Here is a 14,303-nt window from a genome sequence, read left to right as displayed (position 1 = left end):
AATCAGAACTCGAGAGGAGTTTCTTGCCTTAGGTGCAAAGCGCAGGAAAAAGTCTCAAATCAGCAGGTCGACGTGATCGGCGGCGGCCGGGATGTCAGCGGTCGGTGGCCGTACCGGGCCCGGGCAGCGGGCCCCCTCCCGGAGTCACGGCCGTCACTGGCGCCCGCGAGGCGGGTGACACCGCGCCGGGGGCGGCCGGCAGTGCGGCGCCGCCCGGCTGCTGGGCGGCCTGCATCAGACCGAGCACCTGGGGAATGGTGACGGGCAGCTTGCACCGCCCGGACAGGTTCGTCAACGGCTGCTGGATTTTCTGCATGTCCGAGGCGACCTGCGGGTTGGCGTCGAAGTACCCCTTCAGCGCCGCCAGCGAGGCCGGGCCCGCCTGCTGCTGCGAGATGGTGGTCAGCGCCTGGTCGGTCTCCGGATTCGCCGCGAGGTAGTTGGACGTGTTCGTGGCTACGGCGGCGACGGTCTTGGCGATCTGGCTGGCGGCACATGGGTCCGGTGCCGCGCCCGCCGGCGGCGCGGGCACGGTCAACACCGCGACCGCGGCGGTGGCGGCGAACGCGGTGTGAAGGCTTCGGCGGGTCAGGGGAATCGACTTCATGGCACTCCTCGGAAAGTTCCGGACTGCCCGCCGGGCAACGAACGACGCCGTCGGCGGGCGTCCCAGTGGTCCCCCGACATATGGACAGCCGACGGTCATCCTGCCATCTGCGCGGCGGCGCCCGCCAATTCAGCGGGCGGCCCACCCGGCCCGACGGCGCCGACGTAACGCCGTCGGCCTCGCGTGCGAGAAGCAATCAGAGCAGGTTAGAGGCTTGGTCACAGCTTGCTCTCAGCTGAGTTGAGGGCGCGGTACCCTACCGCACGCTGGGGTACGCTCTCGCTCAGACGGGCCGCGAAACGCCGGGAGATCTTGGGGAGACGCCATCCAGCAGTTCATGATGCGCTTGAGCGGCACCCTGCGCAGATTCCGCTGGGCGGTCTTCATTGCCTGGGCGCTGCTCATCATCCCTTCGATCTATCTCGCGATCAATCACTCGTCGAATCTGACCGGCGGCGGGTTCGAGGTCGAGGGCTCCCAGTCGCTGCACGTGCAGTACGAACTCGAGGACCACTTCCCCGATCAGGGGGCGTCGCCGCTGGCGCTGGTCGCCGCACCCCGGGCTGACGCGTCGTACGACGATATGAACGCCGCCGTCGCGCATCTCGAGGAGATCGCCGCCGAGGTGCCCAGCGTCACGATCAGCCCCAACCCGCAGCAGCCGGCGCCGCAGCCCGACCGGCCGTACGTGATCACGCTGTCGCTGGACTTCAACAACACCGGCGCCACCGACGTGGCGAAAGAGCTCCGAAACCGCATCGGGATCGAGGGCGAGGACCCCGGGGAGTTCCGCGACGGCAAGGTCAAGATGTACGTGATCGGGCAGGGCGCCCTCGGTGCGGCGGCCTCCCAGGCGATCAAGACCGACGTCGCCCAGGCCGAGCAGTGGAACCTGCCGATCGTCCTCATCGTGCTGCTCGCCGTGTTCGGATCGTTCGCAGCCGCCGCGATGCCGCTGCTACTCGGGGTGTGCACGGTGGCCGTGACCATGGGACTGGTCTATCTGCTGTCGACGATCACCACGATGTCGGTGTTCGTCGCCTCGACGGTCTCGATGTTCGGCATCGCCCTCGCCGTCGACTACTCACTGTTCATCCTGATGCGGTTCCGGGAAGAGTTGCGCGCGGGCCGCGACGCCGAGCAGGCCGCCGACGCCGCGATGGCCACCTCCGGGCTGGCGGTGCTGCTCTCGGGTATGACCGTGATCGCGTCGGTCACGGGCATCTATCTGATCAACACCCCGGTACTGACGTCGATGGCGACCGGTGCGATCCTCGCGGTCGCGGTCGCGGTGCTCACCTCCACGACGCTGACCCCCGCGGTGCTGGCGACATTCGGGCGGGCAGCCGCCAAACGCTCGTCGTATCTGCACTTCTCCCGGCGGCCCGACACCACCCAGTCCCGGTTCTGGACCCGCTGGACCGGTTGGGTGATGCGCAGACCATGGGTGGCCGCGACGGCGGCGACCGTCGTGCTGCTCAGCATGGCGGCGCCGGCCTGGATGATGGTGCTCGGCAACAGCATGCAGCGCCAGTTCGAGCCGACCCACGAGATCCGCGGTGGCGTGAACGCGGCCGCGGAGGCGCTGGGTCCGGGTGCGCTGGGCCCGGTCCGGGTGCTCGTGACCTTCCCCGACGGCGACGCGGCATCCGCGGCGGGCCAGACGCCGACGCTGGAGGCCGTGCGGGCCGAGATGACCAAGGCGCCCAACGTCTCGGCGATCACACCCGCGGTGTTCGGAGAGGACGACCGCAGCGCCCTGCTGTCGGCGGTGCTGACGGTCGACCCCGAGGACATGGGCGCCCGCGAGACCGTCGACTGGATGCGCGCCAACCTGCCGTCGGCCGCGGGCCCGAACGTATCCGTCGACGTGGGCGGGCCCACCGCGCTGATCAAGGACTTCGACGACCGGGTGTCGGTGACGCAGCCCCTGGTGTTCGGGTTCGTCTCTCTGATCGCGTTCCTGATGCTGCTCATCTCGATACGGTCGGTGTTCCTCGCCCTCAAGGGGGTGGTGATGACCGTGCTGTCGGTCGCCGCCGCCTACGGCAGCCTTGTCGCCGTGTTCCAGTGGGGGTGGCTGGAATCGCTCGGCTTCGAACGTATCCCGTCGCTGGACAGCACGATCCCGCCGCTGGTGCTGGCGATGACGTTCGGTCTGTCGATGGACTACGAGATCTTCCTGCTCACCCGCATCCGGGAACGCTTCCTGCAGACGGGCAACACCCGCGACGCGGTCGCCTACGGCGTGAGCACCAGCGCCCGCACCATCACCAGCGCGGCGCTGATCATGATCGCGGTGTTCATCGGCTTCGCGTTCGCCGGGATGCCCCTGGTCGCCCAGCTGGGCGTGGCGTGTGCGGTGGCGATCGCCGTCGACGCGACCATCGTGCGGCTGGTGCTCGTGCCCGCATTGATGGCGATGTTCGACCAGTGGAACTGGTGGCTGCCCAAGTGGCTGGACCGGATCCTGCCGTCGGTGGACTTCGAGAAGCCGCTGCCCAAGGTGCAGATCGACGATCTGGTCATCATCCCCGACGACATCTCCGCGCTCGGACCCTCGGGTGCCGACCTGCGGATGATGGTGAAGTCCGCCGCACGCATGAAGAACCTGGCGCCCAAGACCGTCACCGTCGCCGATCCGCTGGCGTTCAGCGGCTGCCAGCCGATCAAACAGCGGCTGGTGGCCCGCAACGGCGGTGACCAGACTGTGAAGGTGCGCACCGGCGCCGGCTTCCGGCGTGTCGGCCGCAACGGGCACATCGACGGCGCCATCGACGGCAGGGGCACGACGGTGCGCACAACGCTGCCGGTGCACCCGGTCACGCTGTGGCGCGGCAGGCTCTCGGTGGCGCTCGACGCGCTGGAGACCGAGGCGGAGACCGAGACCGCCCCGGTGGAACGGCGCAGCCCGGTCGAGACCACCACTGTGCAGCTGCCGACCGGTGACCGGCTGCAGATCCCGACGGGCGCGGAGACCCTGCGCCTGAAGAGCTACCTCATCATGTGCCGCAACAGCAGCCGCGACTACGCGGAGTTCGCCGATCTGGTGGAGTCGATGGAAACTCAAACCGCCGCTATCGTACTGTCCGGGATGGACCGGTATTACTGTGGTCAACAGCCGAAAAAGCAGTGGGTGGCCACGCAGTTGGTGCGCCGCCTGGCCGATCCGCAGCCGTCCGATGAGCACGACGCCGCGATCTCGGACCCGGACACGGAGTCCGACTGGGCACTGGTCAGGCAGCGTTGCCTGTCGGTGGCCGTGGCCATGCTCGAGGAGGCGAGGTGACGTTGACGAGCGACGCGCGGGAGACCCGCCGCGACGCTGCTGCCGCGACCCGTCCACTTTCGACGACGTCGCGGCGTCCGTCGATCGACGACCGGCCCGTGGAGTTCTGGTCCACCGCGGCCATCCGGGCCGCGCTCGAGACCGACGACCTCACGGTCTGGCAGCGCATCGTCACCGCGATCAAACGGGACCCCTTCGGCCGGACGGCACGTCAGGTCGAGGAGGTCCTCGAGAAGGCGCGGCCCTACGGGGTGTCGAAGGCGCTGGCCGAGGTGCTGGTGCGGACGCGGGAGCAGATGGCGGCCGCCGAACGCACCGAGGTCGGCCACCATGTGCAGCTGCTGCTCAACCGGTCGGGGCTGGGCGCGCCGGAGTTCGCGTCTCGTATCGGCGTCGCGGTCGACGAGTTCCAGAGTTACCTCGACGGTGAGGTCAGCCCGTCGGCGTCGTTGATGATCCGGATGGGGCGGCTGTCGGAACGGTTCGCCAAGATCCGGGCGCAGCGTTCGGACAGCCCGCGGTAGGGGAATGCTTGCGGTATGACCGACACCGCTGAGTGGACCGAACCCGAGCACGACGACCTGCGGCGCATCATGCGCGAGACCCGCACGGTCGCGGTGGTGGGCGCGTCGGCGAATCCGATGCGACCGAGTTACGGGGTGTGGGACTACCTGCGCTCGGCCAGCCACTACGAGCTCTACCTGGTCAACCCGACGGTCGACGAGATCGACGGGACCACGGTGTATCCGTCGCTGGCCGATCTGCCCGTCGTCCCCGACATGGTCGACGTGTTCCGGCGCTCCAGCGAGTTGCCGTCGGTGCTGCACGACGCCGTCGCGGTCGGGGCGAAGACGCTGTGGCTGCAGCAGGGTCTGTGGGATGAGCAGATCGCGCGCGACGGCGTCGCCGCAGGGCTGCAGGTCGTGATGGACCGCTGCCTCAAGGTCGACTACGCCCGCCTCCTGTAGGGATTTCGGCGTGCGCAGTCGCGTCCAGCGCGACCCAGCACGCCGAAATCACCGATTCAGCGGGCGTGGATCGGCGTGACGTCCTCGACCAGCCAGCGGCCGCCGTCCTTCGACAGCGTCACCCGCAGTGCGAGCACCGCATTGTCGACGGGTTGCCCCGGCACGCTCTGCGTACCGCGCAGCACCACCGCGACGCTCGCGTCCCGCGGTCCGATCGCCTCCACCCCCGCCGAGACGGTGCTGGCCTGTGCGGAGACGTTCCTGCTCGTCAGCTCCTTGGCGACGCCGGCGAACTCGTCCTTGAAGGCGTCGGCCCGCTCGGGCGCCATCTGCGCCGCCGCGCGGTCGATCGAGGCCGTCGGGCTCTGCGGTGAGAAGGTGGCGGTGGCCTCGGAGACGCTGCTGGCGATGCGCACCACCTCCGCGCTGTCCGCGGTGAACGCACGGTCGGGCACCGTCCAGCGCTGGTAGCCGACCACGACGGCAGCGATCAGCGCGACGGTGGCCAGGCCCATGACGGCCAACCGCAGCCCGGGCCCGTCGTCGTCGGTGCCGACGGTGACGCCGTCGCGCCGCATCAGCGCGATGTTGACGATCACGCCCTGCACGATCAGCAGACACAGCACCGAACAGACCGACACCCACCACAGCGGCCATCCGAGCGCGAGCCCGACGTAGACGAGGCCGGCGATGGCCGCGACGGGCGCCAGCACGTCGAACACCAGGACGCGCAGCCGGTTCCTCATCGGATCGGCTCCAGCCGAGAGATCATCAGCTTGCCGTCGACGTCGGAGACATTCAGGCGCAGCGTCCAGCGCACGGTCTGCGGCTCCTTGTTGCCGGCGTTCTCGCTGAGCGACGTCGCGACCACCAGGACGGTATCGGTGCGGGACGCGAACGACGACAGCTGCGGATCCGGCGGCGGCGCCAGCGCGGGGCCACCGTCCGGGCCCGGAACCGGGTGGTAGAGCGATTCGATGGAGACCGAGTCGACCTGACCGGTCGTGCGGGTCTGCAACCGCTGGACGAGTTGGCGGTACGGCTCGACAGCGGAGTCGAAATCCACGTTGAGCTCGCCGATGGTGTTCTCGTGCAAGCGCTCCATGCTGGCGTCGACGGTGTCCTTGTTCATGTTGACCAGCACGCCGGTCCAGTCGGCGGCGGCCTGCAGCACGCGGGTCTGGTAGACGCGTTCGTCGGAATCCTCGCGGTGTCCGGACCAGATCATGACGGCCAGAACCACCGCGGCGACCGAGAGGGCGGCGAGGACCGCGGACGCGATGCCGAAACCGGTGAACACCCGGTCGTCGGCGGATTCGTCCGCGTGAGCACGCTCTTCGGTGAGCTCGTCGGGCATGGCCGTGAGGGTACCGGTGCGCCTCTGGCAACATGTTGGGGTGACGGTTGAAGCGATCAAATCGGGTCTGGATCTGAGCTACGTCGACCCGCAAGCCCGCCCGCAGGACGACCTGTTCGGCTACGTCAACGGCCGCTGGCTGGCCGAATACGAGATCCCGGCAGACCGGGCGGCCGACGGCGCGTTCCGCACCCTCTACGACCGGGCCGAGGAACAGATCCGCGACCTGATCACCGAAGCGGCGGAATCCGGCGGCGCACCCGGCACCGACGAGCAGCGCATCGGCGACTTGTACGCCAGCTTCCTCGACGAGGCCGCGGTCGCGCGCCTCGGTGTGCAGCCGCTGCTCGACGAACTCGCGCTCGTCGACGCCGCCGACAGCCCCGATGCGCTCGCGGCGGTCCTCGGCGGTCTGCAGCGCACCGGCGTCGGTGGTGGCGCCGGGGCATACGTCGACACCGACTCCAAGGATTCGACCCGCTACCTTCTGCACGTCAGCCAGTCCGGGATCGGGCTGCCCGACGAATCGTATTACCGCGAGGAGCAGCACGCCGAGATTCTGGCCGCCTACCCGCGGCACATCGCGGCGATGTTCGCGTTGGTGTACGGCGGTTCGCATGAGGACACCGCACAGCGGGTCGTCGCGCTGGAGACGAAGCTGGCCGCGGCGCACTGGGATGTCGTCAAGCGCCGCGACGCCGACCTCACCTACAACCTGCGCACCTTCGCCGACCTGCCGACCGAGGCCCCCGGCTTCGACTGGGCCGGCTGGGTGGGCGGCCTGGGGGCCACGCCCGAGGCGGTCGCCGAGGTCGTGGTGCGCCAGCCCGACTACCTCACCGCGTTCGCGGCCGCATGGGCCGCCGAACCGCTCGAGGACTGGAAGGACTGGGTCCGCTGGCGGCTCATCCACGCCCGGGCGTTCCTGCTGACCGACGAGCTGGTCGAGGAGGACTTCTCGTTCTACGGCCGCCTGCTCTCGGGCACCGAGCAGATCCGAGACCGCTGGAAGCGCGGGGTCTCCGTGGTGGAGAACCTGATGGGCGAGGCGCTGGGCAAGCTCTACGTGCAGCGGCACTTCCCGCCGAATGCCAAGGCGCGGATGGACGAGCTGGTCGCCAACCTGCGCGAGGCCTACCGGGTGAGCATCAACTCGCTGGAGTGGATGACGCCGCAGACCCGCGAGAAGGCGCTGGCGAAGCTGGACAAGTTCACCCCGAAGATCGGCTACCCGGCGCACTGGAAGGACTATTCCGAGCTGGTCATCGAGCGCGACGACCTCTACGGCAACTACCGCCGCGGCTACCAGCTGGCCTCCGACCGGGAACTGCACAAGCTCGGCGGGCCGGTGGACCGCGACGAGTGGTTCATGACGCCGCAGACGGTCAACGCCTACTACAACCCGGGCATGAACGAGATCGTCTTCCCCGCAGCGATTCTGCAGCCGCCGTTCTTCGACGCCGACGCCGACGACGCCGCCAACTACGGCGGGATCGGCGCGGTGATCGGCCACGAGATCGGACACGGTTTCGACGATCAGGGCGCCAAGTACGACGGTGACGGCAACCTGGTGGACTGGTGGACCGATGAGGACCGCACCGAGTTCGGCGCCCGCACGAAGGCGCTGATCGAACAGTACGAGCTGTACACGCCCAGGGAACTCGCCGACACCAACGGCCATCACGTGAACGGCGCGTTCACCGTCGGCGAGAACATCGGCGATCTCGGCGGGCTGTCGATCGCGCTGCTCGCGTATGAGCTGTCGCTGAAAGGCGAGCCGGCTCCGGTGATCGACGGGTTGACCGGTGTGCAGCGGGTGTTCATCGGCTGGGCGCAGGTGTGGCGCACCAAATACCGCTCCGCCGAAGCGATCCGGCGGCTGGCGACCGATCCGCATTCGCCGCCGGAGTTCCGCTGCAACGGTGTCATCCGCAACCTCGACGCGTTCTACGAGGCGTTCGAAGTCGACAAATCCGACGCGCTGTATCTAGATCCCGAGCGCCGCGTACGCATCTGGAACTAGCGATTTCGGCGTGCGCGGTCGCGCTCAGCGCGACTCAGCACGCCGAAATCACCGGTGGTAGGGCCGCAACGCCAGCACGTACCCGGCCAACAGTGCCAGCGGCGCCGCCAGCGGTAGCCACGGAACGTCCACAGGCAGCACCACCACCGCCGTGGCGGTCAGCGCGAACGCCACGGCCGCGACCATCGTCGGCGGTGTGGCCCGCCCGTCGCCGTGTCGAAGCACGAGGTATGCGGCGGCGGCCAACCCGGCCAGGGCGGTGGACATGGGTGCGGTCGCGTCGAGTACGGCCGCGCACACCGTGAGCAGTACCGCGACGGTCGCCGCAGGCCGCCACCACACCGACACCGCCACCGCGGCCAGTGCCGTCACCGCGACGAGGAGCGTGGCCCCGTCGGCGCGGTAGGCCACCGCCGAGACCATCAGCACGCCGAACGCCGTGGGCAGCAACGGTTTCACCGTCGGACCCCGCTTCTGCGCCGGGGTGTCAGCGCCATCGCCTGGTCGAGGGTGACGTCCGACGGCCAGGACACCACGTCCACGCCGATGGTCCCCATGTCGCGGTACATGAACGAGCGCTGCAACGTCCACATCCGGTCGACGAGGGCGTCCCGGTCACCGACCAGTGGGCTGCCCTCGAGGACGTCGACCGCGACGACGGTGTGCCCGCGTTTGCGCAGATCGATCAGTGCGAGCGCGAACTCGGTATCGAGCATCGTGGAGAAGGCGACGACGATCGCCCCGGGCGGCACCGCGGCCTGCGGGGCGAGAGTTCCTGTGGTGGAATCGGATTCGACTGCCGCCATCAGCACGTCGAGGATGCGGTAGAACTGCCGCTGGCCGATGTCGGCGGCGAGCCACCGGGTGCGCCGGCTGCCGAGCGTGACCAGGCCGGCCCGGTCGCCGTAGCGCAGGGCGCTCTGCACCACCTGCACGGCGCCGCGGGCGATCCGCTCGGTCGCCGCGGTGGCCGGGCCGGTCGGCTGCGGATAGGTGTCGACGAGGACGACGATGTCGGCGGACCGGTCGGTCAACCGCTGTGTGACGTGCAGGCTGCGGCGCCGGGCGCTGACAGGCCAGTTCACCGTGCGGAGCTGATCGCCCGGCACGTAGCCGCGGATGTCGGCGTATTCGACGCCGGGACCAAGGTGGCGGGTGAGGTGGGTGCCGAGCCGGTCGAGCAGGTCGGTGCGCGGGACGGTGACCGATTGCGCGGGCGCGAGCGGAAACACGCACACATGCGTGGCATCCACGGACCCCGTCCCCTCGAGCAGACCACCCCGTCCCGTCACGCGCACCTGCGCACGCACCGGATAGCGGCCCCACCGTGCCGCGGTCACCGTCGCGGTCAGCCGCGCACCGTCGGTGAGGGTGCCGAGGGCCGCTCCGCCGACGGTGGACGCGGTCAGCGTGACGTCGCTGCCGTCGTCGGCGACGGCCCAGACGTCGACAGTGGTGGGTTCGGTTTCGAAGCACCGCTGCAACGGCGAACTGCTGTGCACGTGGACGGCCGGCGGGCGGGGCTGCCATCCGACCGAGCACAGGACGCCCAGCAGGGGTGCGGCGAACACCACCACCTCCCACCGCGTCGTGAGCAATCCCGCTGCGAGCGCGGCGGCGGCGCAGGTGGCGAGCGCCCGCGTCAATGCCGATGCCCGCCAATGTAATTCGACGGGGCAACTCACTGTGCGCTGCCGGTCCGGGGCACCGGAAGACGGCGCAGCAGCTCGTCGACCACGTCGGCGCCCTGCACCCGCCGGACCCACATCTCCGGCCGCAGGCTGATCCGGTGGGCCAGCACCGGGACGGCCAGCGATTTGACGTCTTCGGGGATCACGTAGTCGCGGCCGGCCAGCAGCGCCCTGGCCCGTGCGAGTTGTACGAGGTCGAGTTCGGCGCGTGGACTCGCACCGACGGCGATCTGCGGGTGCTGACGCGACGCCGCCGCGAGCGACACCACGTACTGAAGGACATCGTCGTGGACCGTGACCTGCTCCACCGACTCCTGCATGGCCAGCAGCTCCGGCCCGTCGACCACCCGCTGCACGGTCGGCTCCGCCGAACCCCGGTCGAGCCGGCGGCGCAGCATCGAGACCTCGTCGGGCGCAGAGAGATAGCGCAGTTCGAGCCGGACGGCGAAGCGGTCGAGTTGCGCCTCGGGCAGCGGGTAGGTGCCCTCGTACTCGATTGGGTTGTCCGTCGCCAGCACCAGAAAGGGCGCGGGCAGTCGGTGGGTGGTGCCGTCGATGCTGACCTGCCGTTCGGCCATCGCCTCCAGCAGGGCGGCCTGCGTCTTCGGCGGTGTCCGGTTGATCTCGTCGGCGAGCAGCAGGTTGGTGAAGATCGGGCCCCGCCGGAATTCGAAACGGCCGGACTGCATGTCGTAGATGGTCGAGCCGAGCAGATCGGCGGGCAGCAGGTCCGGTGTGAATTGCACACGGGTGAACTGCAATCCGAGCGCGGCGGCAAACGACCGCGCGATCAAAGTCTTGCCGAGCCCCGGCAGGTCCTCGATGAGGACGTGGCCGCGGGCCAGCACCGCGGTCAGGATCAGCGTGAGCGCGCGGCGTTTACCGACGACCACCGATCCGATCTCGTCGAGGACCGCCTCGCAGTGCGACGTCGTGGTCGCCACCGGCATGTTCATCTCGCCACCGGCATGTTCATATTCCCCCCGTCACACCCGTTCCAGCCGCCGCAGGATCTCGTCGAGCGCCGCCCGCCCCGGACCCGGTTCGTCCGCACCGGTGCGCGAGACGTTCTCCGGATCCACCCACTGCCACAGCTGCGGCCCGAACAGCATCTGGCCGGTCGCCTGGAAAGCTCTGGCATCTCTGGCTTTTCGTTGACCGGTCGCGAGCTCGAACTGGCGCGCCAGCATCGGCCGCAGCCGCCGGTCCCAATCCGATCGGGTGGCCTCCGACCAGCCGACCAGGGTCTCCGTCCGGTCCACCCAGCGACGCAGCGCCGCCTGCCGCTCGTCGGACTCGGTGGCGACCGGCGACGGCGCCCGGTCGCCCGCCAACGCGCAGCGCACCGCGATCAGCGCGCCGGCCAGCACGACACCGGACACCGTCAGCACGTCGTCGCGGTCGAGCCGGGCGACGGCGTAGATCTCGACGCCGGCGAGCACGAGGAGCGCGACGGCGATCAGGCGGGTCATGCCGCGTCCTGCAGTTCGCGCAGCACGAGTTGCAGTACCTGCACTGCGGCCTCACGGTGTTCCTCACCCATCACGTGCGTGCTGAACCGGGCTTCCTCGAAGAGGTCGACGAGTTCGGTCGCGTTCCCTCCGTGCAGCAGGTTGCGGTCGACGGCGCGGGCCAGCACCTCCGATGGGGTGTCGGAGTCCAGCGGCATCGCGCTGGGGGATTTGCCGAGCTCCCGCTCCATCGCTGCGTAGCAGGCGATGATCGCCTCCCGCGGTTCGCGGCTGAGGTCACCGATCGCGATCAGCCCGCGTTCGGCGGCGCGTGCGAGCGACCGGGTTCCGCTGACCGGCGCCACCTCACCGTCGGCGGCGACGGCCGCGGCTGCTGCCGGACGCCGCCGCTTGGTGCGGCCGATCATCGTGGCGATCACCGACAGCATGACGAACAGGACTGCGGCACCGGCGAAGTACCCGAACACGTCGACGGACCCCGGCGCCTCCTCCTCGTCGGGTGGGGGCGTCGAATCGGCGGCGCCGGACGGATCCGGGTCCGAGTCCGAGTCCGAGGACGGGGCCGCGGGTTGGTCGGTGGGCACCTCGAGCCAGCCGCCGAGCCGCATCAGCGCCACCACGACCAGCAGCCACACCGCCAGCGCCCCGGCAACCACGAGCGCCATCCGCCACGTCCATCGCCTGCCGTCGCCACCGCGCTCGCGAGGCAGATCGCCGCTGGTCTCCGGGCGGACGACGGGGTCACGCGACTGGCTGACGACCGAGACGGCGATGACGGCCATCGACAGTGCCAGCATCACCACCACCGCGATGAGCGGGCCGGCCCCGGGTTCGACCGGTTCGTCAGCGGTGCGTTCTGCACCGGGGAGTTGGCCCCGCAGGCCGACACCGGCGAGCAGGATCAGCACGATCACCGCGACCGTGCGTGCTGTCGCCTTGTCGGCACCGGGCATCGGCTAACTCTCGGCAGGTCACCGGCCGCCGGTGCGACGGCCGGCCGCACCCATCGTGACACGCGCCGGCGGGCCGGCGGCGCCGAACGGGACTCAGGTCAGAACATCTGCCAGTCGGAGGCACCGTCGGGCTGGGTGTAGGAGCCGGTCGAGTTCTTGATCACGACCGCGTCACCGCTGCCGAAGTTGTCGTAGAACCACTGGGCGTCCTCGGGTGCGAGATTGATGCATCCGTGGCTGACGTTGCTGTTGCCCTGCGCACCCACCGACCAGGGCGCGCTGTGCACGAAGACGCCGCTGTTGTCGATGCGTACCGCGTCCTGCACCTTGAGCTTGTAACCCTCCCCGGACGGGTCATCGACCGGCACACCGTAGGTGGAGGAGTCCATCACGATGTCGGCGAACTTCTCCAGCACGTAGTAGGTGCCGTTCTTGGTGTCGTAACCCTTTTTGCCCATCGAGATGGGGAAGGTCTCCACCACCTCCCCGTTGCGCACGATCTCCATCTCCTTGGTGGCGTTGTCGATCGTGGCGACAAGTTGCTCGGGGACGGTGAAGCTGGACTTGGTGCCCGACGCGTCGATGTTGACCACCGTGCCCGCCGGCCAGAAGTCCTGCGGCCGCCAGCGCACCTGGGTGTCGCTGGTCCAGTAGAACCGGCCGGGCACTGGCGGGTTCGAGGAGATGTGGATCGCGTCCTCGGCGAGCTGGCGGTTCGCGATCGGCCGCTGGAAGTCGATGTAGATCGGCTTGGCCGCCCCGGCGATCGAACCGTCGACCGGGTTGAACGTCGGCGGTGCGAACACCGGTTGCCCGACGTAGGGGGTCGGGTTCTGGCCGGCCGGGGTGCCCTCGGGGATGGGCAGCGGCTGCGCGGTCGGCGCGTACGGGTTCGCCACGGCCGGTGCCGGGAACGCGTACGGGTTGGCCGGCGGTGGCGGCGGCGCGATCGGGTTCACCGGTGGCGGCGGGGGTGGTGGCGCGGGCTGGGCCAGCGCCGACGGGGCGCCCAGCGCCAGTCCTCCCAAGAGTCCGGCCGCGAAGATCGCGGTGGTCAGCTTCCGCACAGTCCGCTGCGGCATGCGATACCTCCAGTCACAGATCAAAACCCAGTGTTGCACAGGACGCCGGTCAGCGACCCCCGCGCACAGGGACGGCCACCAATGTCTCCGATGTGGTCACGGCCACTGACCTGCTCGGTTCATCGCGACCGGGGGTGATGGGCGTTACGTCCGCCGAGGTCCCGCGTGGCATCCTGGGCCCATGCTTGTGGCGTTCAGCGTGAGCCCGACCGGTGGCGACGAGACCGGCGGGGTGCGCGAGGCCGTGGCGGCGGCGATCCGCGTGGTGCGGGCATCCGGTCTGCCGAACGAGACGAACGCGATGTTCACGAACATCGAGGGTGAGTGGGACGAGGTGATGGCCGTCGTCAAGCGGGCCGTCGATGCGGTGGCGGCGGTGTCCCCGCGGGTCAGCCTGGTCCTCAAGGCCGACATCCGGCCCGGTTTCACCGGCCAGTTGACCGCCAAAGTCGAGCGACTCGAAGAGGAACTCGGGAACTGAGCGTTGACTCTGTGATGATGGCGCGGCGCACTCGCACTTTCGCGCCAGTGCCGCAGAGTCAACGCCTCAGGACCGCACCAGTCTGGCGATCGCCGCACTGGCCTCGGCGAGTTTCGCGTCGGCCTGCTCACCGCCCTCGGCGACGGCCTGGCTGACGCAGTGGCCGAGGTGTTCGTCGAGCAGGCCCAGCGCGACGGACTGCAGCGCGCTGTTGACGGCGCTGATCTGGGTGAGGACGTCGATGCAGTACTTGTCGTCCTCGATCATCTTCGCGATGCCACGGACCTGCCCCTCGATCCGGCGCAGCCGTTTGGCGTAGTTCTCCTTCTGCGCCGAGTAGCCGTGCACGGCAACGTCTTCCGGGGCCCTTGTGGACATCG

The 14,303-nt window shown here is 69.5% G+C and carries 15 protein-coding genes; 5 read left to right on the top strand and 10 right to left on the bottom strand.

Annotated features, from left to right (window positions below; all coding sequences use genetic code 11):
• Positions 1 to 94: 94 nt before the first annotated feature.
• On the bottom strand, positions 95 to 607 hold the full coding sequence (locus I7X18_RS01140; protein ID WP_193045060.1) for a hemophore: 513 nt from the start codon (positions 605 to 607) through the stop codon (positions 95 to 97).
• Positions 608 to 944: 337 nt separating this feature from the next.
• Here I7X18_RS01140 and I7X18_RS01135 point away from each other — a divergent pair, with 337 nt between their 5' ends.
• The 3 genes from I7X18_RS01135 to I7X18_RS01125 are packed head-to-tail and all read left to right on the top strand — an operon-like array spanning position 945 to position 4,864.
• A complete protein-coding gene (locus I7X18_RS01135; RefSeq protein WP_193045062.1) occupies positions 945 to 3,896 on the top strand; it encodes an MMPL family transporter in 2,952 nt (983 codons plus the stop codon).
• Positions 3,893 to 4,420, top strand: coding sequence for an XRE family transcriptional regulator (locus I7X18_RS01130; protein ID WP_193045064.1), 528 nt, complete (start codon positions 3,893 to 3,895; stop codon positions 4,418 to 4,420). Before I7X18_RS01135 ends, I7X18_RS01130 begins: the two co-directional genes overlap by 4 nt.
• Before the next feature lie 15 nt (positions 4,421 to 4,435).
• Positions 4,436 to 4,864, top strand: a complete 429-nt coding sequence (locus I7X18_RS01125; protein ID WP_193045065.1) for a CoA-binding protein — start codon at positions 4,436 to 4,438, stop codon at positions 4,862 to 4,864.
• Between the two features lie 56 nt (positions 4,865 to 4,920).
• Here I7X18_RS01125 and I7X18_RS01120 read toward each other — a convergent pair whose 3' ends face one another.
• Together I7X18_RS01120 and I7X18_RS01115 are read right to left on the bottom strand one after the other, a co-directional pair.
• On the bottom strand, positions 4,921 to 5,610 hold the full coding sequence (locus tag I7X18_RS01120) for a hypothetical protein (protein WP_193045066.1): 690 nt from the start codon (positions 5,608 to 5,610) through the stop codon (positions 4,921 to 4,923).
• Positions 5,607 to 6,221 (bottom strand): hypothetical protein, encoded by a 615-nt coding sequence (locus tag I7X18_RS01115; protein WP_193045067.1) that lies wholly within the window; start codon positions 6,219 to 6,221, stop codon positions 5,607 to 5,609. Before I7X18_RS01115 ends, I7X18_RS01120 begins: the two co-directional genes overlap by 4 nt.
• Before the next feature lie 40 nt (positions 6,222 to 6,261).
• Here I7X18_RS01115 and I7X18_RS01110 point away from each other — a divergent pair, with 40 nt between their 5' ends.
• A complete protein-coding gene (locus I7X18_RS01110) occupies positions 6,262 to 8,244 on the top strand; it encodes a M13 family metallopeptidase (protein ID WP_232375378.1) in 1,983 nt (660 codons plus the stop codon).
• A 48-nt stretch (positions 8,245 to 8,292) separates the two neighbouring features.
• Here the strand turns inward: I7X18_RS01110 and I7X18_RS01105 are convergent, their stop codons facing one another.
• The 6 genes from I7X18_RS01105 to I7X18_RS01080 all read right to left on the bottom strand — a co-directional run bounded on the left by I7X18_RS01105 (position 8,293) and on the right by I7X18_RS01080 (position 13,442).
• A complete protein-coding gene (locus tag I7X18_RS01105; RefSeq protein ID WP_232375377.1) occupies positions 8,293 to 8,703 on the bottom strand; it encodes a hypothetical protein in 411 nt (136 codons plus the stop codon).
• Positions 8,700 to 9,890 carry a DUF58 domain-containing protein gene (locus I7X18_RS01100; RefSeq protein WP_226863265.1) on the bottom strand — a complete coding sequence of 397 codons (1,191 nt, stop codon included), beginning with the start codon at positions 9,888 to 9,890 and terminating at the stop codon, positions 8,700 to 8,702. Before I7X18_RS01100 ends, I7X18_RS01105 begins: the two co-directional genes overlap by 4 nt.
• A 35-nt stretch (positions 9,891 to 9,925) precedes the next feature.
• Positions 9,926 to 10,891 carry an AAA family ATPase gene (locus tag I7X18_RS01095; protein WP_193045071.1) on the bottom strand — a complete coding sequence of 322 codons (966 nt, stop codon included), beginning with the start codon at positions 10,889 to 10,891 and terminating at the stop codon, positions 9,926 to 9,928.
• A 30-nt stretch (positions 10,892 to 10,921) separates the two neighbouring features.
• Positions 10,922 to 11,407 (bottom strand): hypothetical protein, encoded by a 486-nt coding sequence (locus tag I7X18_RS01090; RefSeq protein WP_193045073.1) that lies wholly within the window; start codon positions 11,405 to 11,407, stop codon positions 10,922 to 10,924.
• Positions 11,404 to 12,360: a DUF4129 domain-containing protein gene (locus I7X18_RS01085; RefSeq protein ID WP_193045075.1), complete on the bottom strand. Its 957-nt coding sequence runs from the start codon at positions 12,358 to 12,360 to the stop codon at positions 11,404 to 11,406. The genes I7X18_RS01090 and I7X18_RS01085 overlap by 4 nt, the downstream gene beginning before the upstream one ends.
• Positions 12,361 to 12,458: 98 nt before the next feature.
• Positions 12,459 to 13,442, bottom strand: a complete 984-nt coding sequence (locus tag I7X18_RS01080) for a L,D-transpeptidase (RefSeq protein WP_226863266.1) — start codon at positions 13,440 to 13,442, stop codon at positions 12,459 to 12,461.
• 181 nt (positions 13,443 to 13,623) lie between these two features.
• Between I7X18_RS01080 and I7X18_RS01075 the strand changes: the two genes are divergently transcribed.
• A complete protein-coding gene (locus I7X18_RS01075) occupies positions 13,624 to 13,923 on the top strand; it encodes a thiamine-binding protein (RefSeq protein WP_193045076.1) in 300 nt (99 codons plus the stop codon).
• Positions 13,924 to 13,989: 66 nt separating this feature from the next.
• Here the strand turns inward: I7X18_RS01075 and ricR are convergent, their stop codons facing one another.
• Entirely contained in the window at positions 13,990 to 14,301 is a 312-nt protein-coding gene (gene ricR / locus I7X18_RS01070) for a copper-sensing transcriptional repressor RicR (protein WP_193045078.1), read from the bottom strand.
• Positions 14,302 to 14,303: the final 2 nt, after the last annotated feature.

It is taken from the genome of Mycolicibacterium baixiangningiae (assembly GCF_016313185.1).
Classification (GTDB): Bacteria; Actinomycetota; Actinomycetes; order Mycobacteriales; family Mycobacteriaceae; genus Mycobacterium; species Mycobacterium baixiangningiae.
The sequence above is the reverse complement of the archived record's forward strand: the minus strand, read 5'-3'. Positions and strand labels throughout refer to the sequence as shown.